Source organism: Kitasatospora sp. NBC_01266, assembly GCF_036242395.1.
Taxonomy (GTDB): Bacteria; Actinomycetota; Actinomycetes; order Streptomycetales; family Streptomycetaceae; genus Kitasatospora.
Genome location: NZ_CP108458.1, coordinates 6,016,177 through 6,041,313, shown reverse-complemented (window position 1 = coordinate 6,041,313; position 25,137 = coordinate 6,016,177). Strand labels below are relative to the sequence as shown.

Sequence of the window (25,137 nt, the reverse complement as noted above, 5' to 3'; positions counted from 1 at the left end):
CCGAGCGCTGGCACCCGTCCGCCTCCATGGTGCGGCGGGCCGCCCTCGCCGCGCTGGTGATGAGCGTCGTCATCGTGGTCACCGGCGGCGCGGTCCGGCTGACCGGTTCCGGGCTCGGCTGCAAGACCTGGCCGACCTGCACCGGGGACAGCATCACGCCCACGCCGGCGATGGGCTTCCACGGGATCATCGAGTTCACCAACCGGATGCTCACCTACGTGCTCTGCGCGGCGATCGGCTGGGCCATCCTGGCGGCGCGCTGCTCGACCGAGTGGCGGCGGTCGCTGACCCGGCTGGGGTGGTGGCAGTTCTGGGTGGTGATGAGCAACGCCGTGCTCGGCGGGATCACCGTGCTGGTCAAGCTCAACCCGTACGTGGTGGCCTGCCACATGCTCTCGGCGCTGGCGCTGGTCTGGGTGGCGCTGGTGACCTGGGAGCGGGCCAAGGAGGGTGACGGGCCGCCCCGGGCGTTGGTCGGCGGGCCGGTCAGGCAGCTGAGCCACGTGCTGGTGGCCGCCACGGGTGCGCTGGTGGTGGCCGGCACGCTGGTCACCGGCGCGGGGCACCACCCGGGCGACTCCAGCGACGTGCCGCGGATCCCGATCAGCTACGACCGGCTGGCCCAGCTGCACACCGACTTCGCCTGCGTGACGGTCGGGTTGTCGCTCGCGGTGATCTTCGTACTGGCCGCCGTCAAGGCCCCGCCGGCCGCCCGGGCCCGGGCCCGGGAGCTGTTCGTGGTGCTGATGGCGCAGGGCGTGCTGGGCTTCGTGCAGTACTTCACCGACGCGCCGGAGCTGCTGGTCGGCCTGCACATGCTCGGCGCCACGCTGACCTGGATCGCCGTGCTGCGCGTCCCGCTGGCGCTGCGGGTCCGGGAGGGCGCCGCAGCCGAGCCGGCCGACACGCTGCCGGCCCAGGCCGCGCAGGAGGCCCAGGCCGCGGTCTGAACCCCGCGAAGCACTGGCACACAGCAGGACACCGACACACGGCAAGGCCCTGACTCCCACCGCACCGGGGGGTCAGGGCCTTGTCCGTACCGTCCGTACCGGCCGGCGGATCCGGCTCGGCAGCGTCAGCCGCCGATCTGGATACCCGCCATCCGCTTCCACTCGTACGGGCCGGTGCGTACCTTCAGGGCGAGTTCACCCTCGAAGGAGTCGTGCAGCGTGACCCCGGCCAGCTCGGCGGCCCGGCGGCCCACCGCGTAGCTGGGCGCCACCTGGTCGCCCCAAGCGCCGTCCTGGCCGACCAGCACGATCCGGGTGGCGTCCCGGCCCACGTACTCCACCACGCCGTCGGCGGTGCCGCCGTGCTGCGCGGTGAACGCGGTCAGGTTCTTGGCGATGCGCTTGGCCCGGCGCTCGGCACGGGCGTCCACGGCGGCGGGGGCGGGGGTCTCTGCGCTGCTCATGTCCGGCATGCTACCCACGAGTAGCGGAACTCGCGACGGTGCGCCCATGTGCCGCCTGCCACAGCACGGGGAAAAAGCGAACGACCCCGGCGTGTCCGCGACACACCAGGGCCGTTCCGGGTCCGACTACCCGACGAAGCCGACCAGCTGACGAAACCGACTACCTGACGAACGGGTCGATCGCGATCACGACCATCAGCAGCGTCAAGTAGGTGATGGACCAGTGGAACAGCCGCATCTCCTTGAGCTTGGCCCCGACCACACCGGACTTGGCGCGGGCGTGCAGGCCGTGCGCCTCCTTGAGCCAGAGCGCCCCCAGCACCACGGCCGACACCGGGTAGAGCCAACTGGTGTGCGCCAGCGGCCACAGGGCCAGCGAGACGGCCACCATGACCCAGGAGTAGATGACGATCTGTCGGGCCACCGCCAGGTTGCCCGCCGTCACCGGCAGCATCGGCACGCCGGCCTTGGCGTAGTCGTCGCGGACCTTCATGGAGAGCGGCCAGTAGTGCGGCGGCGTCCAGAAGAAGATCACCAGGAAGAGCACGAACGGCGCCCAGCTCAGCGACCCGGTCACCGCCGCCCAGCCGACCAGCACCGGCATGCAGCCGGCGATGCCGCCCCAGACGATGTTCTGCGCGGTGCGCCGCTTGAGGCCGAGCGTGTAGACGAACACGTAGAAGAGGAACCCCGCCAGCGCCAGCCCGGAGGCCAGCCAGTTGACGAAGTAGCCCAGCCACAACGTGGAGACCACACCCAGGCTGATGCCGAAGACCATCGCCTCACGCGGCGAGACCATCCCGGTCACCAGCGGCCGGCGCTCGGTGCGGCTCATCACCGCGTCGATGTCGCGGTCGATGTACATGTTCAGCGCGTTGGCGCCGCCGGCGGAGAGGTACCCCCCGACGACGACCTCCAGCACGAGCAGGAGGTTTGGCACCCCGCGCTGCGCCAGGAACATCACCGGAACGGTGCTCATCAGGAGCAGCTCGATGATGCGAGGCTTGGTCAGTGCGACGAATGCCCCGACACGGGCCCCCAGCGGCCGGTGCGCGGGGGTCGTCCCGAGGACCCCGGCGGGGCGGGATTCAACGGCGGTCACGAACACCCCAACTGAAGATGAATCTTCGCAGGCGTCCCCGGCTCGATTGCTCGTGAATCCGTTCACGCTGCGCGTACCACGCCACCTTAGACGGTGCATATCTCCCGATCCGCCCCGGGGTCCGCTGACGGGGCCGGGCCGCACTCCCGCGGGTGAGCGGGCGAGGAGCCGGGGCCATCGAGGGACATGACCGGACAAAACGGTCCAAGGTGGTACGGGCGGTAACGACGTATTGCACTCAGTACGAACGGGAATCGCCACCCGAAACTCCCGGTTGTCGCGGTACGGAAGGCGGGCCACGGCCCGGACGGTAGGCTCGGCCGCAGCAGCGGGATCAACCCTCCGTGACCGGCACTAACGAAACAGCGTCAGGCCCACAGTGTCGTGGCTGACCGGTCCCTTCACGGGGTCATACCTCAATACGGAAGGAGCCCTGAGAAGGGTGAGCACGATGCCGACGAACGCAATCGAGTGGTCCGAGCTGGATGAGCGGACTGTCGACACCGCCCGGGTACTGGCCATGGACGCGGTGCAGAAGGTCGGGAACGGCCACCCCGGGACGGCGATGGCCCTCGCCCCCGCGGCCTACCTCATCTTCCAGCGCTTCCTGCGACACGACCCGACCGACCCGAACTGGGTGGGTCGTGACCGCTTTGTGCTGTCCCCCGGCCACACCAGCATGACGCTCTACACCCAGCTCTTCCTCTCCGGCTACGGCCTGGAGCTGGACGACCTGAAGTCCTTCCGGGTGCACGGCAGCCGCACCCCCGGCCACCCCGAGCACGGCCACACGGCCGGCGTGGAGACCACCACCGGTCCGCTCGGCCAGGGCATCGCCAACGCCGTGGGCATGGCGATGGCCTCCCGCTACGAGCGCGGCCTGTTCGACCCCGAGGCCGAGGCGGGCAACTCGCCGTTCGACCACACCATCTGGGCGATCGTCTCCGACGGCGACCTGGAGGAGGGCATCTCGGGCGAGGCCTCCTCGCTGGCCGGCCACCAGCGGCTGGGCAACCTGGTCGCGATCTACGACGACAACCACATCTCGATCGAGGGCGACACCCACACCGCCTTCTCCGAGGACGTGCTGGCGCGCTACGAGGCGTACGGCTGGCACGTCCAGCGGGTCGCCCCGAAGGCGAACGGCGACATCGACGTGCAGGTGCTGGCCGCCGCGCTGGCCGCCGCCAAGGCCGAGACCTCGCGCCCGTCGATCATCGGCATGCGCACGATCATCGCCTGGCCCGCCCCGGACGCGCAGAACACCGCCAAGGCGCACGGCTCCGCGCTCGGCAACGCCGAGATCGCCGCCACCAAGAAGGTGCTGGGCTTCGACCCGGAGCGCACCTTCGAGGTCAGCGACGCGGTGCTCAGCCACGCCCGCCACGTGATCCAGCGCGGCAAGGCCACCCGGGCCGAGTGGGAGCTGGGCTTCGCCGAGTGGCGCGCCGCCAACCCGCAGCGGGCCACCGAGTTCGACCGGATCCAGGCCGGCGAGCTGCCGAACGGCTGGAAGAAGGAGCTGCCCAGCTTCCCGGCCGGCAAGGACGTCGCCACCCGCAAGGCCAGCGGCGACACCCTCAAGGCGCTCGGCGCGGTGATCCCGGAGCTGTGGGGCGGCTCGGCCGACCTCGCGGAGTCCAACCTCACCACGATCGACGAGGGTTCGTCCTTCCTGCCCACCGGCAACCCGCTGAAGGGGGCCAACCCCTACGGCCGGACGATCCACTTCGGCATCCGCGAGCACGCCATGGGCTCGACCATGAACGGCATCGCGCTGCACGGCAAGACCCGGGTGTACGGCGGGACCTTCCTGGTCTTCTCGGACTACATGCGCCCGGCGGTCCGACTGGCCGCGCTGATGAAGCTGCCGGTCACCTACGTCTGGACGCACGACTCGATCGGCCTGGGCGAGGACGGCCCGACCCACCAGCCGGTCGAGCACCTGGCCGCGCTGCGCGCCATCCCGGGCCTCTCGGTGGCCCGCCCGGCCGACGCCAACGAGACGGCCGTGGTCTGGCGCACCGTGCTGGAGCGCTACTCCAGCCACCCCGGCCCGGTGGGCCTGGCGCTGACCCGTCAGGGCGTGCCGACCTGGGACCGCGAGGTCTTCGGCTCCGCCGAGGGCGCGGCCAAGGGCGGCTACGTGCTGGCCGAGGCCTCGGACAACGCGCCGCAGGTGATCCTGATCGGCACCGGCTCCGAGGTGCAGCTGGCGGTCACCGCCCGCGAGGCGCTGGAGGCCGAGGGCATCCCGACCCGGGTGGTCTCGATGCCGTGCGTCGAGTGGTTCAACGAGCAGGACCAGGCCTACCGCGACCAGGTGCTGCCGCCCACCGTCAAGGCCCGGGTCTCGGTCGAGGCCGGCATCGCACAGGGCTGGCGCGAGCTGGTCGGCGACCACGGCCGGATCGTCAGCCTGGAGCACTTCGGTGCCTCGGCCGACTACCAGGTGCTGTACCAGGAGTTCGGCATCACCGCCGAGGCCGTGGCGCACGCCGCGCACAAGTCGCTGCGTTCGCTGGAAGCCGTCAACCGCTAGGCCTGCCGGCCGCGCGCCCGAGCCGGCCGGCGACGGTGCCTCGGGCGCGCGGCCTCTCCCGCTTCCTGATTGACCGACAGATCTAAGGACTGAGCAGTATGACTGACGCACTGAAGCGCCTCAGCGACGAAGGCGTGGCGATCTGGCTGGACGACCTCAGCCGCACCCGGCTGAACACCGGCAACCTGGCCGAGCTGGTCCAGAACATGCACGTCGTGGGTGTCACCACCAACCCGACCATCTTCCAGAAGGCCATCGCGGGCAGCGGCGACTCCTCGTACGACGCCCAGCTGCGCGACCTCGCGGTCCGCAAGGTGACCACGGACGAGGCCGTCCGCATGATCACCACCGCGGACGTGCGGGACGCGGCCGACGTGCTGCGCCCGGTCTACGACGCCAGCAACGGCCGCGACGGCCGGGTCTCGATCGAGGTCGACCCGCGCCTGGCGCACCAGACGGCGCCGACGGTGGCCGAGGCCAAGCAGCTGGCGTGGCTGGTGGACCGCCCCAACGTGCTGATCAAGATCCCCGCCACCAAGGCCGGCCTGCCCGCGATCACCGAGGTGATCTCCCGGGGCATCAGCGTCAACGTCACGCTGATCTTCTCGCTGGACCGCTACAAGGCCGTGATCGACGCCTACCTGACCGGCCTGGAGCAGGCCAAGGCCAAGGGCATCGACCTGTCCGGGATCCAGTCCGTCGCCTCGTTCTTCGTCTCCCGGGTGGACACCGAGATCGACAAGCGACTGGACGCGATCGGCGGCGACGCCGTCAAGCTGCGCTCCAAGGCCGCGCTGGCCAACGCCCGCTTGGCCTACCAGGCGTACGAGGCGGTCTTCGGCTCGGTGGACGGCAAGAAGCCGGCCGGCGAGCGCTGGACGGCCCTGCAGGCGGCCGGCGCCAACGCGCAGCGCCCGCTCTGGGCCTCCACCGGTGTCAAGGACCCGGCGCTGCCGGACACCCTGTACGTCACCGAGCTGGTCGCGCCCGGCACCGTGAACACCATGCCGGAGGCCACCCTGGACGCCACCGGCGACCACGGCCCGGTCAACGGCGACACCATCACCGGTAACTACGAGGACGCCCGGGCGGTGCTGGACGCGCTGGCCGCGGCCGGCGTCGACTACGACGACGTGGTGCAGGTGCTGGAGGACGAGGGCGTGCAGAAGTTCGAGGCGTCCTGGCAGGAGCTGCTGGACACCGTCACCGCCTCGCTGGCGTCCTTCGCCGCCGAGAGCAACTGACACCCGCCGCCAGCACGACGCACTGAAAGCGGAGCCCAGCAGTGAGCAATGCAGGAGCATTTCCCGACCTGGAGGGGGCCGAGGTGACGCAAGGAGCTATTCCACAGCTGCCCGTGAACCCGCTGCGTGATCCGGCGGACCGCCGGCTGCCGCGGATCGCCGGACCGTCCGGCCTGGTGATCTTCGGCGTCACCGGCGACCTGTCGCGCAAGAAACTGATGCCGGCGATCTACGACCTGGCCAACCGCGGCCTGTTGCCGCCGGGCTTCTCGCTGGTGGGCTTCGCCCGCCGCGAGTGGGAGCACGAGGACTTCGCGCAGGAGGTGCACGACGCCGTCAAGGACCACGCGCGCACCCCCTTCCGCGAGGAGGTGTGGCAGCAACTGGCCAAGGGCATGCGGTTCGTCCAGGGCACCTTCGACGACGACGAGGCCTTCGAGACGCTGCGCCAGACCATCGAGGACCTCGACAAGGCGCAGGGCACCAGCGGCAACTTCGCGTTCTACCTCTCGGTGCCGCCGAAGTTCTTCCCCAACGTGGTCCAGCAGCTGAAGAAGCACGGGCTGGCCGACCCGCCGCCCGGCTCCTGGCGCCGTGCGGTGATCGAGAAGCCGTTCGGCCACGACCTGGCCAGCGCCCAGGAGTTGAACAAGGTCGTCCACGAGGTCTTCCCCCGGGACGAGGTCTTCCGGATCGACCACTACCTGGGCAAGGAGACGGTCCAGAACATCCTGGCGCTGCGGTTCGCCAACACGATGTTCGAGCCGATCTGGAACCGGTCCTACGTGGACCACGTGCAGATCACCATGGCCGAGGACATCGGCATCGGTGGCCGGGCCGGGTACTACGACGGCATCGGCTCGGCCCGTGACGTGATCCAGAACCACCTGCTCCAGCTGATGGCGCTGACCGCCATCGAGGAGCCGGCCTCCTTCCACCCCAAGGCCCTGGTCGCCGAGAAGCTCAAGGTGCTCAGCGCCGTGGAGCTGCCCAAGGACCTCGGCAAGCACACCGTGCGCGGCCAGTACGCGGCCGGCTGGCAGGGCGGCGAGGAGGTGGTCGGGTACCTGGACGAGGACGGCATCAACCCCGAGTCCAAGACCGACACCTACGCGGCGATCAAGCTGGAGATCAACAACCGGCGCTGGGCCGGGGTCCCGTTCTACCTGCGGACCGGCAAGCGCCTGGGCCGCCGGGTGACCGAGATCGCGGTGGTCTTCCAGCGCGCCCCGTACCTGCCGTTCGACTCCTACGCGACCGAGGAGCTGGGGCAGAACGCCCTGGTGATCCGGGTGCAGCCGGACGAGGGCGTCACGGTGCGGTTCGGCTCCAAGGTGCCGGGCACCTCGATGGAGGTCCGGGACGTCACGATGGACTTCGCCTACGGCGAGTCCTTCACCGAGTCGAGCCCGGAGGCGTACGAGCGGCTCATCCTGGATGTACTGCTCGGCGACGCCAACCTCTTCCCCCGGCACCAGGAGGTCGAGCTCTCCTGGGAGATCCTCGACCCGATCGAGAAGTACTGGGACGAGCACGGGAAGCCCGCGCAGTACCCGGCCGGCACCTGGGGACCGGCCGAGGCGGACGAGATGCTCGCACGAGACGGCAGGAGCTGGCGCCGGCCATGAAGATCGACCTGACGGACACCACGTCCAGCAAGATCAACAACGCGTTGATGGACACCCGCCGGGCCAGCGGTTCGACCGCGGCCGGCATGGTCCTGACGCTGGTGATCGTGACCGACGAGGGCAGCGCGTACGACGCCCTCAAGTCCGCGAACGACGCCTCGCGCGAACACCCGTCGCGGATCCTCGCGGTGATCAGGCGCGAGGGCCGCTCGCCGCGGGCCCGGGCCGGCGCCCGACTGGACGCCGAGATCCTGGTCGGCTCGGATGCCGGGTCCGGGGAGACCGTGATCCTCCGGATGCACGGCGAACTGACCTCGCACGCCCAGTCGGTGGTGCTGCCGCTGCTGCTGCCGGACGCCCCCGTGGTGATCTGGTGGCCGGAGAACGCCCCGCTGCACCCGGCCCAGGACCCGCTCGGCGCGATCGCCCAGCGCCGGATCACCGACGCGGTGACCGCCGAGTCCCCGGTCGACCAGCTGGCCGTGCGGGCCGACAGCTACACCCCCGGTGACACCGACCTGGCCTGGACCCGGATCACCAACTGGCGCTCGATGCTGGCCGCCGCGCTGGACCAGCGGCCCTGCACGATCACCTCCGCGGTGGTCGAGGGCGAGTCGTACAACCCCAGCGTCGAGCTGCTCGGCCTGTGGCTGCACGACCGGCTGCGGGCGCCGGTCGAGCGGGTGGTCACCGACGGTCCGGGCATCACCGCGGTGCGGCTGAACAGCAAGGACGGCCAGATCGTGCTCGACCGGCCCGACGGGCTGATGGGCACCCTCTCCATCCCCGGCGCACCGGACCGGCTGGTGGCGCTCAAGCGGCGCGAGACGGCCGACCTGATCGCCGAGGAGCTGCGCCGGCTCGACGAGGACACCATCTACGCCGCCGCCGTGCGCACCGGCGTGGACCGTCTCAAGGAGGTCGGCCCCGAGACGGGCGCGACCGAGGAGGCGGTGGCCGAGGCGACCGCCGCGGCCGTGGTCGAGGCCGCGGTGGCCACCCCCCGGGTGACCGCCAAGGTCCCGGTGGCCGAGGCGCCGGCCGCGCCGGCCAGGAAGGCGCCGGCGGCCAAGCAGGCCGCGGGCACCAGGAAGGCCGCCGAGCAGGTCGCCAAGAAGGCCGCCCCGAAGGCCGCCGAGCAGGTCACCAAGAAGGCCGCCGAGAAGAAGAGCGGCGCCAAGAAGGCCGGCAAGCGGAGCGGCGCATGAGTCCCGTGCCGCAGCTGGTGGTGCACCGCGACAAGGAGCTGATGGCCCAGGCGGCCGCCGCCCGACTGATCACCAAGATCGTCGACGCGCAGTCCGCCCGGGGCCTGGCCTCCGTGGTGCTCACCGGCGGGCGCAACGGCAACGCGCTGCTCGCCGCGATCGCCGCCTCGCCGGCCCGGGACGCGGTGGACTGGTCCCGGATCGACCTGTGGTGGGGCGACGAGCGCTTCGTGCGCTCGGACGACCCGGAGCGCAACGCGGTGCAGGCCACCGACGAGCTGCTCGCCCACGTCCCGGTCGACCCGGCGCGGGTGCACTACATGCCCGCCTCGGACGGCGTGGACGGCGCCGACGTGGAGGCCGCCGCCGAGCGGTACGCCGAGGAGCTGGCCAAGGCCGCGGGTCCCGAGGACCGCGCCCTGGTGCCCGCCTTCGACGTGCTGCTGCTCGGCGTCGGCCCGGACACCCACGTGGCCTCGCTCTTCCCCGAGCACCCGGGCGTGCGGGAGACCGCGCGCACGGTGGTCGGGGTGCGCGGGGCCCCGAAGCCGCCGCCGACCCGGATCTCGCTGACCCTGCCGGCCATCCGGGCGGCCCGCGAGGTCTGGCTGCTGGCGGCCGGCGAGGACAAGGCGGACGCGGTGGCGCTGGCCCTGTCCAACCCGGGCGAGCTGCAGGCCCCGGCCTGCGGCGCGTACGGCACCAGCCGCACGCTCTGGCTGCTCGACCGGGCCGCGGCGGCCGAGCTGCCGCCGCAGCTCTATCCTCCGGCCTCCGCCTGACGGAGCGTCAACGGCGAAGGGGCGGTGCGCTCGTCGAGCGCACCGCCCCTTCGTCATGACCAGGGCCGGCCCGAATCCCTCGAAAGAGCTACCGCCGCAGCTCCCAGCGCCGCTCACCGTCGTACCACCGCTCGGTGACCGCCAGGCCGGCGGCAGCGGCCACCGCGGCGGAGGCGTGGTGCTCCGGGTGGACGTGCGCGACCAGCGTCCGCACGCCCTGCCCGGCCAGCGCCTCGACCATCACCCGGACCGCCTCACGGGCGTAGCCCCGCCCCTGCCAGGGAGTGCCGACGATCCAGGCGATCTCGGCCTCGGTGCCCCGCACGGTGGCCTGCACGGTGCCCACCAGGCGGTCCTCGGCGACCAGCCGCAGCACCCAGTTCAGCCACCGCTCCGCCGGATCGGGCGAACCCGCCGCCAGCCGGGCGTAGCGCTCCCGCAGCTGCCCGACGGCCAGCGGCTCACCGCCGATGAAGGCGTGCAGCGCCGGGTCGCCGAGCACCTCGGCCATCTCCTCGGCGTGCGCCACCTCGAGCGGAATCAGTTCCAGCCACTCACTTCGCGCGGTCATCGCGCTCCCCTCCCCCGCTAGTCCCCAGAACGAGAGGTCCCGGAACGCCGAACGCGGGTGGCGGACCTGACGGTCCATCACCCGCGTTCGACAACGAATCGGCTCAGATCTCGCCGCGCAGCTTGGCCAGCGCCTCCGCTAGGATCGCCTCGCCGTCGGCGTCGGTGCGGCGCTCGCGGACATAGGCGAGGTGCGTCTTGTACGGCTCGTTGCGCGACGGCGCCGGCGGGTTGTGCTCGTCCTGCCCGGCCGGGAACCCGCAGCGCGGGCAGTCCCAGGTGTCCGGGATGACGGCCTCGGCGGCGAAGCTGGGGCGCGTCTCGTGCTTGTTGGCGCACCAGAAGGAGATCCGATTGCGGGGGGCGGACTCGCCGCGCTCCGCTTCACCCATCGGGCCTGCCCCGACCCTGCTGCCACGGATGGCGTTGCCACTTGCCACGGTCTGACTCCCTGCGTGCCCTTAACCGCCTGGGTCTGCCCAGGCTCTGCCGACCTTCCGCCCGCTGCGGACAGTGGCAAGTTGTCCTAGTGTACGGAGCGGATAAGGATCTGTCCGCACCGCCTTCAGAACTGAGGCCTGATCAGCTCTTGACCTTGATCAGCAAACCCAGTACGACAATGCAGGCGAACCAGCAGAGGGCGACGAGGATGGTGATCCGGTCCAGGTTCCGCTCCGCGACCGCCGAACCGCCACCGGCCGACATCGAACCGCCGCCGAACATGTCGGACAGGCCGCCGCCCTTCCCCTTGTGCAGCAGCACCAGGAGGATCATCAGCAGGCTGAAGATGATCAGGGCAATCGAGAACCCGAGAACCACGGCGGGACCAACTCTCTCGTTCATTGGCGAAGGGCCGGACCACCGCGGAAGGTGGTCCGGCCCAAAGACTACGTTGCTGCGGGGGCGTTAGCCTACTGCCTGCTCCCGGTAACGCACGATCTTGACGAACTCGTCGGCGTCCAGCGAGGCACCGCCGACCAGCGCGCCGTCCACGTCCGGCTTGGCCATCAGGCCCGCCGCACTGGAGGACTTCACCGAACCGCCGTACAGGATCCGGACCTTCTCAGCCAGCTCCGCGTCGTACAGCTCGGCCAGCCGGCCCCGGATCGCCGCGCAGACCTCCTGCGCGTCCTCGGGGGTGGCCACCTCGCCGGTGCCGATCGCCCAGACCGGCTCGTAGGCCACCACGATGCTCTCGGCGTGCACGGCCGACAGGCCCTGCAGCGCGCCGTCCAGCTGGGCCAGCGTGTGCGCGACGTGGGTGCCGGCCTTGCGGACCTCCAGCGGCTCGCCGACGCACAGGATCGGGGTGATCCCGTTGCGGTAGGCGGCCTGCACCTTGGCGTTGACGATCTCCTCGTTCTCGCCGTGGTACTGGCGGCGCTCCGAGTGGCCGATCACCGCGTAGCCGCACTTCAGCTTGGCCAGCATCGGCGCGGAGACCTCGCCGGTGTAGGCGCCGGCGTCGTGCGCCGAGACGTCCTGCGAGCCGTACTTGATCTTCAGCTTGTCGCCGTCGACCAGCGTCTGCACCGAGCGCAGGTCGGTGAACGGGACCAGGACCGCGACCTCGACGGCCTCGTAGTCCTTGTCGGCCAGCGCGAAGGCCAGCTTCTGGGTGTGCTGGATGGCCTCGAGGTGGTTGAGGTTCATCTTCCAGTTGCCCGCCATCAGCGGGAGGCGCTCACTCATGTATCAGCCTTCCAAGGCGGCGATACCGGGGAGGGTCTTGCCCTCCAGGTATTCGAGGCTCGCGCCACCGCCGGTCGAGATGTGTCCGAACGCGTTCTCGTCGAAGCCGAGGATGCGCACGGCTGCCGCCGAGTCGCCGCCACCGACCACGGTGAACCCGGAGCTGTCGAGCAGCCCCTGGGCAACGGCCTTGGTGCCGTTGGCGTAGTCCGGGTGCTCGAAGACACCCATCGGGCCGTTCCAGAAGACCGTGCCCGCGTCCACCAGCTTCGAGACGAACAGCTCCCGCGTCTTCGGGCCGATGTCCAGGCCCTCCTGGTCGGCGGGGATCTGGTCCGCGTCGACGACCTGGAAGTCGGCCGGCGCCTTCGTCTTGAGGTCGGGGAAGTCCGCGGAGACCAGGACGTCCACCGGCAGGACGAACTCCACGCCCCGCTTCTCGGCCCGGGCCAGGTACTCCAGGCAGACCGGGATCTGGTCCTCCTGCAGCAGCGAGATGCCCACCTCGTGGCCCTTGGCCTTGAGGAAGGTGTACGCCATGCCGCCGCCGATCAGGATCCGGTCGGCCTTCTCCAGCAGGTTGTCGATCACCCCGAGCTTGTCGGAGACCTTGGCACCGCCGAGCACCACCACGTACGGGCGCGCCACGTCCTCGGTGAGCTTCTTGAGCACCCCGAGCTCGGCGGCGATCAGGTCGCCCACCGCGTGCGGCAGCCTGGCCGGCAGGTCGTAGACCGAGGCGTGCTTGCGGTGCACCGCGCCGAAGCCGTCGCCGACGTAGAGGTCGGCCAGCGCCGCGAGCTGGTCGGCGAAGGCGCCGCGCTCGGCGTCGTCCTTGCTGGTCTCGCCGGCGTTGAAGCGCAGGTTCTCCAGCAGCGTGACCTCGCCGTCGCCGAGGGCGGCGACGGTGGCCTTCGCGCTGTCCCCCACGGTGTCGGTCGCGAAGGCGACCGGCTTGCCGAGGACCTCGCCGAGCCGCACAGCGACCGGGGCGAGCGAGAACTTCGGGTCCGGCTCGCCCTTGGGACGGCCGAGGTGGGAGGCGACGATCACCTTGGCGCCACGCGCCAGCAGCTTGGCGATGGTCGGCGCGACGGCCCGGATCCGGCCGTCGTCGGTGATGGTGTCGCCGGACAGCGGCACGTTGAGGTCGGCACGGACGAACACCCGCTGGCCGGCCACATCGAGGTCTTCGATGGTCTTCACGGTCTTCTTTTCTCCTGGGAGAGGGGGGTGGCGCTGGGGGGCGGCACAGCGCCGGGCCGCCGGGGAAGGTGAGGGTGGGCAGGAGCAGGGCCCGGACGCGGTGTCCGCGTTCCGGGCCCTGCTCCTCACATCACGTCAGCTTCCGCTGCGTCAGAGCTGGCCACCGACGAGGGAGGTCAGGTTGACCAGGCGGTTCGAGTAGCCCCACTCGTTGTCGTACCAGCCGAAGACCTTGACCTGGTTGCCCTGGACCATGGTCATCAGCGAGTCGAAGATAGTGGAGAACGGCGAGTTCACGATGTCGGAGGAGACGATCGGGTCCTCGGTGTACTGCAGGATGCCCTTGAGGGAGCCCTCGGAGGCCTTCTGGAAGGCCGCGTTGACCTCCTCGACGGTGACCTCGCGCTCCAGGGTGACGACCAGGTCGGTGATCGAGCCGGTCGGGACCGGGACGCGCAGCGAGGTGCCGTCCAGCTTGCCCTTGAGCTCCGGCAGCACCAGCGCGGTGGCCTTGGCGGCACCGGTGGAGGTCGGGATGATGTTCAGGGCGGCGGCGCGGGCGCGACGCAGGTCCTTGTGCGGGAAGTCAAGGGTGACCTGGTCGTTGGTGTAGGCGTGCACCGTGGTCATCAGGCCCTTGACGATGCCGAAGTTCTCGTTCAGCACCTTGGCCAGCGGCGCCACGCAGTTGGTGGTGCAGGAGGCGTTGGAGATGACGGTGTGCTTCGCGGCGTCGTACTTCTCGTCGTTGACGCCCATGACGATCGTGACGTCCTCGTCGGTGGCGGGCGCCGAGATGATGACCTTCTTGGCGCCGGCCTCGACGTGCTTCTTGGCCTGGTCGGCCTTGGTGAAGATGCCGGTGGACTCGATCACGATGTCCACGCCCAGCTCGCCCCACGGAAGGGCGGCCGGGTCGCGCTGGGCAAGCACCTTGAAGGTGTGGCCGTCGACCGTGATGCTGTCAGCGGTGTGGCTGATCTCGGCCTGCAGCGTGCCCAGGATGGAGTCGTACTTGAGCAGGTGAGCCAGGGTCTTGGTGTCGGTCAGGTCATTGACACCGACGATCTCGATGTCCGCGCCCTGGGACTTGACCGCGCGGAAGAAGTTGCGGCCGATGCGGCCGAATCCGTTGATGCCTACCCGGATCGTCACGAACCGATCTCCTCTGGAGTGCGCCGGCAGTGCCGGCGGCGTGGAAATTGGGATGTCCCCGACCACCACTGACCCTACCTCGCACGGGGTTGCACGAGCACATCCCCTCGACGTCAAGCCCTATGGCGTGGCGCCCGAATCCACCGGCGCGCGAGCGAAGAAGCACCGCCGCCCCGGGAGTTCGCGGACTCCCGGGGCGGCGGTGCGATGCGTTCACGCGCGGTTCAGGAGAGCGCCATCTCCTCCGTCAGGTTGGCCTCGGTGCTCGGCAGCCCGAGCTCCAGCGCCCGCTTGTCGGCCATCGCCAGCAGACGGCGGATCCGACCGGCCACCGCGTCCTTGGTGAGCGGCGGATCGGCGAGCGCGCCGAGCTCCTCGAGCGAGGCCTGCTTGTGCTGCATCCGCAGCTGGCCGGCCGCCGCGAGGTGCTCGGGGACCTCGTCGCCGAGGATCTCCAGGGCCCGCTGCACCCGGGCGCCGGCCGCCACCGCCGCGCGGGCCGAGCGACGCAGGTTGGCGTCGTCGAAGTTGGCCAGCCGGTTGGCGGTGGCCCGCACCTCGCGGCGCAGCCGGCGCTCCTCCCAGGCCAGCACCGACTCGTGCGCGCCGAGCCGGGTGAGCAGCGCGCCGATCGCGTCGCCGTCGCGGATCACCACCCGGTCCGCGCCGCGCACCTCGCGCGCCTTGGCCGGGATGCCGAGCCGGCGGGCCGCGCCGACCAGCGCCAGGGCGGCCTCCGAACCGGGGCAGGTGATCTCCAGCGAGGAGGACCGGCCGGGCTCGGTGAGCGATCCGTGCGCCAGGAAGGCACCGCGCCAGGCCGCCTCGGCGTCACAGGTCGCGCCGGAGACCACCGCCGGGGGCAGCCCCCGGATCGGCCGACCCCGGCCGTCCACCAGCCCGGTCTGCCGGGCCAGCAACTCACCGTCCTTGATCACCCGGACCACGTACCGGCTGCCGCGCCGCAGGCCGCTGGGGGCCATCACCACCAGTTCGGAGGCGTGGCCGAAGATCTCCAGCAGGTCCTTGCGCAGCCGTCGGGCCGCAATGCCGGTGTCCAGCTCCGCCTCGATCACGATCCGACCGCTCACAATGTGCAGTCCGCCCGCGAATCGCAGGATCGCCGACACCTCAGCCTTGCGACAGCAGGCCCGGGTGACGGGGAGCCGGCTGATTTCGTCCTTCACCGCTGCCGTCATCGCCATGGGCCGATCCTTCCATGTGTCCGGAAAATCCGGTCGTACGCGGCCGCCAGAAGCTCCGGGTCGTGTCGCGGGGTGCCGTCGGCCGAGGCCACCTTGTCCAGCACCAGCGCGGCGCCCATCCGCTCGGCGGCCTTCTGCAGTCCGGCCAGGTCGGCCTGCCCGAAGGCTCCGCCGGTGACCGCGCGCTCGTCCACCAGGATCGCATCCACGCCGAGGTCCGGGGCGTGGTCGGCGATCACCTCCAGGTGACGCTGCGGGGTGAAGCCCTCGGTCTCGCCGGGCTGCGGGGCCAGGTTCAGGGTCAGCAGGCGGCGGGCCTTGGTGCCGATCAGCGCCTTGGCCAGCTCGGGGACCAGCAGGTGCGGCAGCACGCTGGTGAACCAGGAGCCGGGACCGAGGACCACCCAGTCGGCCTCCAGCACCGCGGCCACCGCCTCGGGCACCGCCGGCGGCTCCTCGGGCAGCAGCCGCACCGACTGCACGGTGCCCGGCGTGCTCGCCACGCTGGCCTGGCCGCGCACCGCCGAGACCTGCTCCGGGTGCCGCGGGTCATGGCCGCGCACCTGGGCCTCGATGTCCAGCGGGACGGCGGACATCGGCAGCACCCGGCCCTGCACGTTGAGCAGGCGGCCGACCCACTCCAGCGCGGCCACCGGGTCGCCGAGCTTCTCCCAGAGCGCCACGATCAGCAGGTTGCCGACCGCGTGGCCGCCCAGCTCGCCGGTGCCGGTGAAGCGGTGCTGGAGCACCTCGGACCAGGTACCGCCCCAGTCGTCGTCGCCGCAGAGCGCGGCCAGCGCCTTGCGCAGGTCACCGGGCGGCAGCACGCCCAGCTCGGCGCGCAGCCGGCCGCTGGAGCCGCCGTCGTCGGCCACGGTGACCACGGCGGTCAGGTCAGAGGTGAGCCGGCGCAGCGCGGAGAGCGAGGCGGACAGGCCCTGGCCGCCGCCCAGCGCGGTGATCCGCGGGGCACCGGCCTTGCCCGCGGGCGCCTTCGCCGCGGTGAGTGATCTGCGCTGTGCGCCCGGGGAGCCCCGCTCGGCGGCCTTGTTCTGGTATTGCCGCCCTGGCGAGTATCCCGTCACACCTACCCCACGTTTCTGTGCTGTCGGCGGTGCTGTGGGACCGCCGTCACTCCCGTCCCATGTCGCGGTGCACCAGCACCGTTTCCACGCCGTCGGCGATCAGACGCTTCGTCAGCCGCTCCGACATGGCCACGCTGCGATGCTTGCCACCGGTGCAGCCTACGGCAAGCGTCATGTACCGCTTACCCTCCCTGCGATAACCCTCGGTGACGATGCGCAGGAGCTCGGCGTATCCGTCCAGGAACTCCTTGGCCCCCGGCTGCCGGAAGACGTAGTCCGCGACGTCCACATCCGTACCGGTTCGTGCCCGCAGCTCCGGCACCCAGTGCGGGTTGGGCAGGAACCGGCAGTCCACCACCAGGTCGGCGTCGACCGGCAGCCCGTACTTGAAGCCGAAGGACATCACGGTACAGCGCAGTTCGGGCTCGTCGTGGTCGGCGAACTGGGCGTCCAGCTTGGCCCGCAGCTGGTGCACGTTGAGGTCGGAGGTGTCGATCACCAGGTCGGCCTCGCCGCGCAGCTCGCGCAGCAGGTCGCGCTCCTGGGCGATGCCGTCCACGATCCGGCCCTCGCCCTGCAGCGGGTGCGGACGGCGCACGCTCTCGAAGCGGCGCACCAGCGCGTCGTCGTTGGACTCCAGGTAGACCACCCGCAGCCGGATACCGCGCTTGTCCAACTCCTCCAGCGAGGCCCGCAGGTCGTCGAAGAACTGCCGGCCGCGGACGTCGACCACCACGCCGATCCGGGCCACCGCGCCCTGCGAGCGGGCGCCGAGGTCGACCATGGTCGGGATCAGGGCCGGCGGCAGGTTGTCGACCACGAACCAGCCGAGGTCCTCCAGGCACTTGGCGGCGGTGCTGCGGCCCGCGCCGGACATGCCGGAGATGATCACCAGCTCTGGGGCGGTCTCCCCCACGTCGGACACTGTCACTTCGGTTCCCCGCTTTCGGTGCTGGCAACGTTCTGTTGCGCGTCGTCCCCCATGATCTCGCCTGTGGCCGTGTTCACCGCGAATGCCACGGGTGGCCGGGAGGACAACGCCTGGACAACAGTCTCGGCGGTCCGGCGGCCGATACCGGGGACGGCGCAGATCTCCTCGACGGTTGCGCCGCGGATCCGCTTCACCGAACCGAAGTGCTTGAGCAGCGCGGTGCGGCGGCTCTCGCCGAGGCCCGGCACGGCGTCCAGGCCGCTGCTGGTCAGTCGCTTGGCGCGCTTGGCACGCTGGTAGGTGATGGCGAAGCGGTGCGCCTCGTCGCGCACCCGCTGGAGCAGGTAGAGGCCCTCGCTGCTGCGCGGCAGCACCACGGGGTCGTCCTGGCCGGGCAGCCAGACCTCCTCCAGCCGCTTGGCCAGGCCGCAGAGCGCCACATCGTCGATCCCCAGCTCGTCCAACGCCCGCCGGGCGGCGGCGACCTGGGGCTGGCCGCCGTCGACCACCAGCAGCTGCGGCGGATAGGCGAACCGCTTGGGGCGGCCGTCCTCGGCGGTGGGCGAGGCCGTCTCGTCCTCCTCCTCGACCACCGCCCACTCACCGGTCTGCTCGCGCTCCTGGAGGTAGCGGCGGAACCGGCGGCCGATCACCTCGTGCATCGAGCGGACGTCGTCCTGGCCCTCGAAACCCTTGATCTGGAACCGGCGGTACTCACTCTTGCGGGCCAGGCCGTCCTCGAAGACCACCATCGAGGCGACCACGTCGTCACCCTGCAGGTGCGAGATGTCGAAGCACTCGATCCGCAGCGGGACCGAGTCCAGCTCCAGCGCGTCGGCGATCTCCTGCAGGGCCCGGCTGCGGGTGGTCAGGTCGCCGGCGCGCTTGGTCTTGTGCAGCGCCAGCGCCTGCTGGGCGTTGCGCGCGACGGTGGCCATCAGGTCCTTCTTGTCGCCGCGCTGCGGCACCCGCAGGTCGACGCCGGAACCGCGCAGGCCGGCCAGCCACTCCTGGACCGGCTCGGCCGGCTCCGGCAGCGCGGGCACCAGCACCTCGCGCGGCACCGTCTCGCTGCCCCCGCCGTAGAGCTGCTGCAGCGCGTGCTCGACCAGGGCCGCGGTGTCCACGTCCTCGACCTTGTCGGTGACCCAGCCGCGCTGACCGCGCACCCGGCCGCCGCGGACGTGGAAGATCTGGACGGCGGCCTCCAACTCGTCCTCGGCCAGCGCGAGCAGATCGGCGTCGGTGCCGTCCGCGAGCACCACCGCGTTCTTCTCCATCGCGCGCTTGAGCGCCTCGATGTCGTCGCGCAGCCGGCCCGCCTTCTCGTACTCCAGCTCGGCCGCCGCCGCGCGCATCTCGTCCTCCAGGCGGCGCAGGTAGTTGCCGGTGCGCCCGGCCATGAAGTCGCAGAACTCCTCGGCCAGCGCGCGGTGGCCGGCTTCGTCGATCTTGCCGACGCAGGGCGCGGCGCACTTGCCGATGTAGCCGAGCAGGCAGGGGCGACCGACCTGCTGGGCGCGCTTGAAGACGCCGTTGGAGCAGGTGCGCACCGGGAAGACGCGCAGCATCAGGTCGACCGTCTCGCGGATCGCCCAGGCGTGCCCGTACGGGCCGAAGTAGCGCACGCCCTTCTTGTGCGCCCCGCGCATCACCTGCACGCGGGGGAACTGCTCGTTCAGCGTGACCGCGAGTTCGGGGTAGCTCTTGTCGTCGCGGTACTTGACGTTGAACCGGGGGTCGAACTCCTTGATCCAGGAGTACTCCAGCTGCAGCGCCTCGACCTCGGTGCCGACCACCGTCCACTCCACCGAGGCGGCGGTGGTGACCATGGTGGCGGTGCGCGGGTGCAGGTTCGCCAGGTCCTGGAAGTAGGAGGAGAGCCGCGGGCGCAGGCTCTTGGCCTTGCCCACGTAGATCACCCGGCCGTGCTCGTCCCGGAACCGGTAGACCCCTGGCGAGAGCGGAATCGCTCCCGGGGCCGGACGGTAGGTGGACGGGTCGGCCATCGTGATCCCCCTCGTACAACTGTGACTGAGAAAACCCTAGCTCGTGGTGACGGTGAGGTTCCCGCCCGAGACGCTGACCTGGTAGGCGGGCAGCGGTGAGGCGGCCGGGCCGTTCGCCACCGTACCGTCGGCCAGGTGGAACTGGCTGCCGTGGCACGGGCACTGGATCACCGTGCTGGTCACCTGGTCGACCAGGCAGCCGGCGTGCGTGCAGCGGGCGCTGAACGCCTTGTACTGGCCGGCGCTCGGCTGGGTGACCACGATCCGCTGGTCGGCGAAGACCTTGCCGCCGCCCACCGGGACCGCCGAGGCCGGGCCCAGGTCCACCGGGCCCGCGCTGGCGGCCTTGGCGTCGCCCTTGGCGATGCTGTTGGTCGGCCCGCAGCCGGCCACCGCCAGCGCGGAGCCGCCGGCCAGCACGGCCGCGCCGCAGCAGAGCAGGGAACGGCGGGTGGTGGTGGGCTGCTCGGCCCCGGGCATCGGCCCGGTCGAGCCGGTGATCGGCGCGGACATCTCGGACATGGGTGCTGCTCCCTGTGGGACGGCGGCTGCGGACGGGGCGCAGTCTAGCCGCGCTTCGATCAGGGCCCCGGCGCCCGCCGGGGCCCTGATCGCCTCGTCTCGGCGGCTACTTCTTGGCCGCCGCGCGCTTGCGGGCCGAGCGCGGGGCGGGCACCGGCGCCTCGTCGCTCACCCGGTCGCCGAGGATGTCGCGCAGGAACTTGCCGGTGTGGCTGGCCGTCACGGCGGCGACCTGCTCCGGCGTGCCCTCGGCGACCACCATGCCACCACCGTTGCCGCCCTCGGGACCCATGTCCACCAGCCAGTCGGCGGTCTTGATCACATCGAGGTTGTGCTCGATGACGATCACCGTGTTGCCCTTCTCGACCAGACCGGAGAGCACCTTGATCAGCTTGCTGATGTCCTCGAAGTGCAGGCCGGTGGTGGGCTCGTCCAGCACGTAGACGGTCCGACCGGTGGAGCGCTTCTGCAGCTCCGAGGCGAGCTTGACGCGCTGCGCCTCGCCACCGGAGAGGGTCGGCGCGCTCTGGCCGAGCCGCACGTAGCCCAGGCCCACGTCGTTGAGGGTGCGCAGGTGGCGGGCGATCGCCGGGACCGCCTCGAAGAAGTGCAGCGCCTCCTCGATCGGCATGTCCAGCACCTCGGCGATGGACTTGCCCTTGTAGTGCACCTCCAGCGTCTCCCGGTTGTACCGGGCGCCGTGGCAGACCTCGCACGGGACGTAGACGTCCGGCAGGAAGTTCATCTCGATCTTGATCGTGCCATCGCCCGAACAGGTCTCGCAGCGACCGCCCTTGACGTTGAAGGAGAACCGGCCCTGCAGGTAGCCGCGCACCTTCGCCTCGGAGGTCTCCGCGAAGAGCTTGCGGACGTGGTCGAAGACGCCGGTGTAGGTGGCCGGGTTGGAGCGCGGGGTGCGGCCGATCGGCGACTGGTCGACGTGCACCACCTTGTCCACCAGCTCGGTGCCGGTGATCCGGGTGTGCCGGCCGGGCACGCTGCGCGCGCCGTTCAGCTCGCGGGCCAGGTGGCTGTAGAGGATGTCGTTGACCAGGGTGGACTTGCCGGACCCGGAGACGCCGGTGATCGCGGTGAAGGTGCCGAGCGGGAAGCTGACCGTCAGGTCCTTCAGGTTGTTCTCGCGGGCGCCCTGGACCACCAGTTGGCGCTTCTTGTCGCGCGGGCGGCGCTCGGTCGGGATCGGGATCGAGCGCTTGCCGGAGAGGTACTGGCCGGTCAGCGACTCCTTGTTGGTGAGCAGTTCCTTGAGCGCGCCGGAGTGCACCACCTTGCCGCCGTGCTCGCCGGCGCCCGGGCCGATGTCCACCACCCAGTCCGCGGTCTTGATGGTGTCCTCGTCGTGCTCGACCACGATCAGCGTGTTGCCGATGTCCCGCAGCCGGACCAGGGTCTCGATCAACCGGTGGTTGTCGCGCTGGTGCAGGCCGATCGAGGGCTCGTCCAGCACGTAGAGCACGCCGACCAGGCCGGAGCCGATCTGGGTGGCGAGCCGGATCCGCTGCGCCTCGCCGCCGGACAGCGTGCCGGCCGCGCGGTTCAGCGAGAGGTAGTCCAGGCCCACGTCGACTAGGAAGCGCAGCCGCTCGTTGACCTCCTTCAGCACCCGCTCGGCGATCTTCTTGTCCCGGGCGGTCAGCTTCATCGCGCTGAGGAACTCGGCGCAGTCGCTGATCGACATCGCCGAGACCTCGGCGATCGACTTGCCCTGCACGGTCACCGCGAGCACCACCGGCTTGAGCCGGGTGCCCTGGCAGGCCGGGCAGGCCACCTCGCGCATGTAGCCCTCGAAGCGCTCGCGCCCGGTGTCGGTCTCCGCTTCGGCGTGCTTGCGCCGGACGAACGGGATCACGCCCTCGTACCCGGTGACCCAGGAGCGGGACTTGCCGAACCGGTTGTTGTAGCGCACCTCGACCTTGGCCTTGTGGCCGTGCAGCAGCGCCTTCTTGGCCCGCTGCGGCAGCCCGGCCCACGGGATGTCGGTGCGGAAGCCGATCTCGGTGGCCAGCGCGTCGATCAGGTGGCCGTAGTACTCCCGCGCGTGCCCGCCCGACCAGGGGTGGATCGCACCCTCGTCCAGCGACTTCTCCTCGTCGGGGACCACCAGTTCGGGGTCCACCTCGAGCCGGCTGCCCAGGCCGCTGCACTCCGGGCAGGCGCCGAACGGGGAGTTGAAGGAGAAGGAGCGCGGCTCCAGCTCCTCGAACGACACGTCGTCGTAGGGGCAGTAGAGGTGCTCGGAGTACATCCGCTCACGCTCGGGGTCCTCGGCGTCGAGGTCGACGAAGTCGAGCACCACCATGCCGCCGGAGAGCTTGAGCGCCGTCTCCACCGAGTCGGTGAGCCGGCGCTTGGCGCTCTCCTTGACGGTGAGCCGGTCGATCACCACCTCGATGGTGTGCTTCTCCTGCTTCTTGAGCTTGGGCGGCTCGGTCAGCTGGATCGTCTCGCCGTCCACCCGGGCCCGGGCGTAGCCCTTGGACTGCAGGTCGGCGAAGAGGTCGACGAACTCGCCCTTGCGCTCGCGCACGATCGGGCTGAGCACCTGGAAGCGGGTGCCCTCGGCCAGCTCCAGCACCTTGTCCACGATCGCCTGCGGGGACTGCTTGGCGATCGGGCGCCCGCAGTGCGGGCAGTGCGGCTTGCCGACCCGGGCGAAGAGCAGCCGCAGGTAGTCGTACACCTCGGTGATGGTGCCGACGGTGGAGCGCGGGTTGCGGTTGGTGGACTTCTGGTCGATCGAGACGGCCGGGGAGAGGCCCTCGATGAAGTCGACGTCGGGCTTGTCCATCTGGCCCAGGAACTGGCGCGCGTAGGAGGAGAGCGACTCGACGTAGCGCCGCTGCCCCTCGGCGAAGATGGTGTCGAAGGCCAGCGAGGACTTGCCGGACCCGGAGAGCCCCGTGAAGACGATCAGGGAGTCCCGGGGCAGGTCCAGCGAGACGTTCTTGAGGTTGTGCTCGCGAGCACCGCGGACGATGAGGCGGTCGGCCACTGCTACTGGCGCCTTTCTCCGGGGACGGACACGTCGGTGCGGCAACACCTGACGACAGACACTGATTCCAGTCTCACCGATCAGCCTATAGATCAGGCGTTCGATTATCGACCTGACCATGGTGCTGTCCAGGCAGAGCCACCCGGACGAGTGAAGCGCATCGCACTGACAATCGACCGGATCCCGAGAAACCCCCTGCTCAGCGCTCCGCCCGGCGATAGCCTTCGCCCTGCACGGCCCAACGAGTCCGGGCCCTGCCACGTCACGCACCGACGGGAGGCCACCCGATGACCGAGCTCGCCCCGCCCGCCCACCCGGACCTCGACCCGCACACCGACCTGGTCCGGGTCGCCGAGAGCACCGAGCGCCTGCTGCACACCGTCGCCGCACTGGACCCGGGCGCGCTCGCCGAGCCCTCCGCGCTGCCCGGCTGGAGCCGCGGCCACGTCCTGGCCCACCTGGCGCGCAACGCCGACTCGCTGGTCAACCTGCTGGAGTCGGCCCGCACCGGCCAGGACATCCCGCAGTACGCCAGCGAGGCCGCCCGCGACGAGGGCATCGAGCAGGGCGCCGGGCGCCCGCTGGACGAGCAGCTCGCCGACCTGCGGGCCAGCGCCGCCCGGCTGGCCGAGACCGCCGCCGCGCTGCCCGCGGCCGCCTGGGGCGCCACTCTCAAGCACCGGCACGGCTACACCTTCCCCGCCGCCGAGCTGCCCCGGAAGCGGCTGGGCGAGCTGGAGTACCACCACGTCGACCTGGCCGGCGGCTACACCCCGGCGCACTGGCCCGAGGACTTCGCCGCCGTCGAGTTCGGCAAGCTGACCGCCAGGTTCGCCGAGCTGGACGGCCCGCCGGCGCTCGAACTGCTGGCCGAGGACACCGGGGCCAAGGCCCGGCTGGGCGGACCGGGCGCGGTCGAGCTGCGGGTCGAGGGGCCGGTCCGGGCGCTGACCGCCTGGCTGTCCGGCCGCTCGGACGGCGACGGCCTGCAGGTGCACCGCGACGGCGGGCCGCTGGCCGACCCGCGCGCGGCACTGCCCGCGCTCCCGCCGCTGGGCTGACGAGGGATCATGTCCGAGTAACCGTCGGCCGGACCGGCCCAGAACCGGACCGGCCAGAAACCGCCAGAGGAGCACCCCTTGAGCTACCACGGAGCCGTCAAGGTCGGCGGCCCGCCGGACGTGCGGGAACTCGCCCACCTGATCATCACCAAGGTCGCGGTCGGCCCCTTCGACAACAACGCCTACCTGCTGCGCTGCCGGGCCACCGACGAGCAGCTGCTGATCGACGCGGCGGCCGACGCCCCGGCGCTGCTGGAGACCGTCGGCGAGCAGCTGGCCACCGTGGTCACCACGCACCGCCACCACGACCACTGGAACGCACTGGCCGAGGTGGTGGCCGCCACCGGCGCCCGCACCGCGGCCGGCCGCTTCGACGCGGAGGGCATCGAGGTACCCACCGACCAGCTGCTGCTGGACGGCGACACCGTCCGGGTCGGCGAGGTCGAGCTGACCGTGCGCCACCTGGTCGGCCACACCCCCGGCGCGATCGTGCTGATCTACGACGATCCGGAGGGGCACCCGCACGTCTTCACCGGCGACTGCCTCTTCCCAGGCGGGGTGGGCAACACCTGGAACGACAAGGCCGCCTTCGAGAGCCTCTACCACGACGTCACCACGAAGCTGTTCGACGTGCTGCCCGACGAGTCCTGGGTCTACCCGGGCCACGGCAAGGACACCACGCTCGGCGCCGAGCGCCCGCAGCTGGCGCAGTGGCGCGAGCGCGGCTGGTGAACGCGGCGCCCCCGGGAGCCGCCGACGCGCCTCCCG

The 25,137-nt window shown here is 71.1% G+C and carries 22 protein-coding genes; 8 read left to right on the top strand and 14 right to left on the bottom strand.

Annotated elements, in window-relative coordinates; translation table 11 throughout:
* The first annotated feature begins 26 nt into the window (after window positions 1–26).
* Window positions 27–950: a COX15/CtaA family protein gene (locus OG403_RS26250; protein WP_329572570.1), complete on the top strand. Its 924-nt coding sequence runs from the start codon at window positions 27–29 to the stop codon at window positions 948–950.
* Window positions 951–1,075: 125 nt separating this feature from the next.
* Here the strand turns inward: OG403_RS26250 and OG403_RS26245 are convergent, their stop codons facing one another.
* A complete protein-coding gene (locus OG403_RS26245) occupies window positions 1,076–1,414 on the bottom strand; it encodes a hypothetical protein (RefSeq protein ID WP_329568469.1) in 339 nt (112 codons plus the stop codon).
* Window positions 1,415–1,574: 160 nt separating this feature from the next.
* Window positions 1,575–2,516, bottom strand: a complete 942-nt coding sequence (locus tag OG403_RS26240; RefSeq protein ID WP_329568467.1) for a heme o synthase — start codon at window positions 2,514–2,516, stop codon at window positions 1,575–1,577.
* A 442-nt stretch (window positions 2,517–2,958) separates the two neighbouring features.
* On the opposite strand from OG403_RS26240, the gene tkt reads away from it, so the two are divergent.
* The 5 genes from tkt (at window position 2,959) to pgl (ending at window position 9,920) form a co-directional block, all read left to right on the top strand.
* Entirely contained in the window at window positions 2,959–5,058 is a 2,100-nt protein-coding gene (tkt, locus tag OG403_RS26235) for a transketolase (RefSeq protein WP_329568465.1), read from the top strand.
* Between the two features lie 98 nt (window positions 5,059–5,156).
* Window positions 5,157–6,302 (top strand): transaldolase, encoded by a 1,146-nt coding sequence (gene tal, locus OG403_RS26230; RefSeq protein ID WP_329568463.1) that lies wholly within the window; start codon window positions 5,157–5,159, stop codon window positions 6,300–6,302.
* A 98-nt stretch (window positions 6,303–6,400) separates the two neighbouring features.
* Window positions 6,401–7,930, top strand: a complete 1,530-nt coding sequence (gene zwf, locus OG403_RS26225; protein WP_329572569.1) for a glucose-6-phosphate dehydrogenase — start codon at window positions 6,401–6,403, stop codon at window positions 7,928–7,930.
* On the top strand, window positions 7,927–9,138 hold the full coding sequence (gene opcA, locus OG403_RS26220; RefSeq protein ID WP_329568460.1) for a glucose-6-phosphate dehydrogenase assembly protein OpcA: 1,212 nt from the start codon (window positions 7,927–7,929) through the stop codon (window positions 9,136–9,138). Before zwf ends, opcA begins: the two co-directional genes overlap by 4 nt.
* Entirely contained in the window at window positions 9,135–9,920 is a 786-nt protein-coding gene (gene pgl / locus OG403_RS26215; RefSeq protein ID WP_329568458.1) for a 6-phosphogluconolactonase, read from the top strand. The genes opcA and pgl overlap by 4 nt, the downstream gene beginning before the upstream one ends.
* Before the next feature lie 88 nt (window positions 9,921–10,008).
* Here pgl and OG403_RS26210 read toward each other — a convergent pair whose 3' ends face one another.
* From OG403_RS26210 to uvrA, 12 genes are all read right to left on the bottom strand, one after another.
* Window positions 10,009–10,491: a GNAT family N-acetyltransferase gene (locus tag OG403_RS26210; RefSeq protein WP_329568457.1), complete on the bottom strand. Its 483-nt coding sequence runs from the start codon at window positions 10,489–10,491 to the stop codon at window positions 10,009–10,011.
* A 103-nt stretch (window positions 10,492–10,594) separates the two neighbouring features.
* Window positions 10,595–10,930, bottom strand: a complete 336-nt coding sequence (locus OG403_RS26205; RefSeq protein ID WP_035841977.1) for an RNA polymerase-binding protein RbpA — start codon at window positions 10,928–10,930, stop codon at window positions 10,595–10,597.
* A gap of 142 nt (window positions 10,931–11,072) precedes the next feature.
* Window positions 11,073–11,309 (bottom strand): preprotein translocase subunit SecG, encoded by a 237-nt coding sequence (gene secG, locus OG403_RS26200; protein WP_329568456.1) that lies wholly within the window; start codon window positions 11,307–11,309, stop codon window positions 11,073–11,075.
* 87 nt (window positions 11,310–11,396) lie between these two features.
* On the bottom strand, window positions 11,397–12,182 hold the full coding sequence (tpiA, locus tag OG403_RS26195; protein WP_329568454.1) for a triose-phosphate isomerase: 786 nt from the start codon (window positions 12,180–12,182) through the stop codon (window positions 11,397–11,399).
* A 3-nt stretch (window positions 12,183–12,185) separates the two neighbouring features.
* On the bottom strand, window positions 12,186–13,388 hold the full coding sequence (locus tag OG403_RS26190; RefSeq protein ID WP_329568452.1) for a phosphoglycerate kinase: 1,203 nt from the start codon (window positions 13,386–13,388) through the stop codon (window positions 12,186–12,188).
* A gap of 150 nt (window positions 13,389–13,538) precedes the next feature.
* Complete coding sequence (gap, locus tag OG403_RS26185) at window positions 13,539–14,543, bottom strand: type I glyceraldehyde-3-phosphate dehydrogenase (RefSeq protein WP_329568451.1); 1,005 nt, start codon at window positions 14,541–14,543, stop codon at window positions 13,539–13,541.
* Between the two features lie 224 nt (window positions 14,544–14,767).
* Window positions 14,768–15,748 carry a DNA-binding protein WhiA gene (gene whiA / locus OG403_RS26180; RefSeq protein WP_280688808.1) on the bottom strand — a complete coding sequence of 327 codons (981 nt, stop codon included), beginning with the start codon at window positions 15,746–15,748 and terminating at the stop codon, window positions 14,768–14,770.
* Window positions 15,739–16,833: a gluconeogenesis factor YvcK family protein gene (locus OG403_RS26175; protein WP_442910987.1), complete on the bottom strand. Its 1,095-nt coding sequence runs from the start codon at window positions 16,831–16,833 to the stop codon at window positions 15,739–15,741. The genes whiA and OG403_RS26175 overlap by 10 nt, the downstream gene beginning before the upstream one ends.
* Window positions 16,834–16,879: 46 nt before the next feature.
* On the bottom strand, window positions 16,880–17,758 hold the full coding sequence (gene rapZ / locus OG403_RS26170; RefSeq protein WP_329572565.1) for an RNase adapter RapZ: 879 nt from the start codon (window positions 17,756–17,758) through the stop codon (window positions 16,880–16,882).
* Between the two features lie 2 nt (window positions 17,759–17,760).
* The gene (gene uvrC / locus OG403_RS26165) at window positions 17,761–19,773 is read right to left on the bottom strand and encodes an excinuclease ABC subunit UvrC (protein ID WP_329568448.1); all 2,013 of its coding nucleotides are present in this window, start codon (window positions 19,771–19,773) and stop codon (window positions 17,761–17,763) included.
* Window positions 19,774–19,809: 36 nt separating this feature from the next.
* Window positions 19,810–20,295 carry a Rieske (2Fe-2S) protein gene (locus OG403_RS26160; protein ID WP_329568446.1) on the bottom strand — a complete coding sequence of 162 codons (486 nt, stop codon included), beginning with the start codon at window positions 20,293–20,295 and terminating at the stop codon, window positions 19,810–19,812.
* A 106-nt stretch (window positions 20,296–20,401) separates the two neighbouring features.
* A complete protein-coding gene (gene uvrA / locus OG403_RS26155; RefSeq protein WP_329568444.1) occupies window positions 20,402–23,308 on the bottom strand; it encodes an excinuclease ABC subunit UvrA in 2,907 nt (968 codons plus the stop codon).
* Window positions 23,309–23,595: 287 nt separating this feature from the next.
* On the opposite strand from uvrA, the gene OG403_RS26150 reads away from it, so the two are divergent.
* Together OG403_RS26150 and OG403_RS26145 are read left to right on the top strand one after the other, a co-directional pair.
* Complete coding sequence (locus OG403_RS26150) at window positions 23,596–24,369, top strand: maleylpyruvate isomerase family mycothiol-dependent enzyme (RefSeq protein WP_329568442.1); 774 nt, start codon at window positions 23,596–23,598, stop codon at window positions 24,367–24,369.
* Between the two features lie 78 nt (window positions 24,370–24,447).
* On the top strand, window positions 24,448–25,101 hold the full coding sequence (locus OG403_RS26145; RefSeq protein ID WP_329568440.1) for an MBL fold metallo-hydrolase: 654 nt from the start codon (window positions 24,448–24,450) through the stop codon (window positions 25,099–25,101).
* Window positions 25,102–25,137 lie beyond the last annotated feature (36 nt).

Excerpts from the sequence above, each read along its gene's own strand:
- OG403_RS26250 (WP_329572570.1), top strand. The coding sequence starts at position 27 with ATGGTGCGGCGGGCCGCCCTCGCCGCGCTGGTGATGAGCGTCGTCATC.
- OG403_RS26245 (WP_329568469.1), bottom strand. The coding sequence starts at position 1,414 with ATGAGCAGCGCAGAGACCCCCGCCCCCGCCGCCGTGGACGCCCGTGCC.
- tal (WP_329568463.1), top strand. The coding sequence starts at position 5,157 with ATGACTGACGCACTGAAGCGCCTCAGCGACGAAGGCGTGGCGATCTGG.
- opcA (WP_329568460.1), top strand. The coding sequence starts at position 7,927 with ATGAAGATCGACCTGACGGACACCACGTCCAGCAAGATCAACAACGCG.
- pgl (WP_329568458.1), top strand. The coding sequence starts at position 9,135 with ATGAGTCCCGTGCCGCAGCTGGTGGTGCACCGCGACAAGGAGCTGATG.
- OG403_RS26210 (WP_329568457.1), bottom strand. The coding sequence starts at position 10,491 with ATGACCGCGCGAAGTGAGTGGCTGGAACTGATTCCGCTCGAGGTGGCG.
- tpiA (WP_329568454.1), bottom strand. The coding sequence starts at position 12,182 with ATGAGTGAGCGCCTCCCGCTGATGGCGGGCAACTGGAAGATGAACCTC.
- whiA (WP_280688808.1), bottom strand. The coding sequence starts at position 15,748 with ATGGCGATGACGGCAGCGGTGAAGGACGAAATCAGCCGGCTCCCCGTC.
- uvrC (WP_329568448.1), bottom strand. The coding sequence starts at position 19,773 with ATGGCCGACCCGTCCACCTACCGTCCGGCCCCGGGAGCGATTCCGCTC.
- OG403_RS26160 (WP_329568446.1), bottom strand. The coding sequence starts at position 20,295 with ATGTCCGAGATGTCCGCGCCGATCACCGGCTCGACCGGGCCGATGCCC.
- OG403_RS26150 (WP_329568442.1), top strand. The coding sequence starts at position 23,596 with ATGACCGAGCTCGCCCCGCCCGCCCACCCGGACCTCGACCCGCACACC.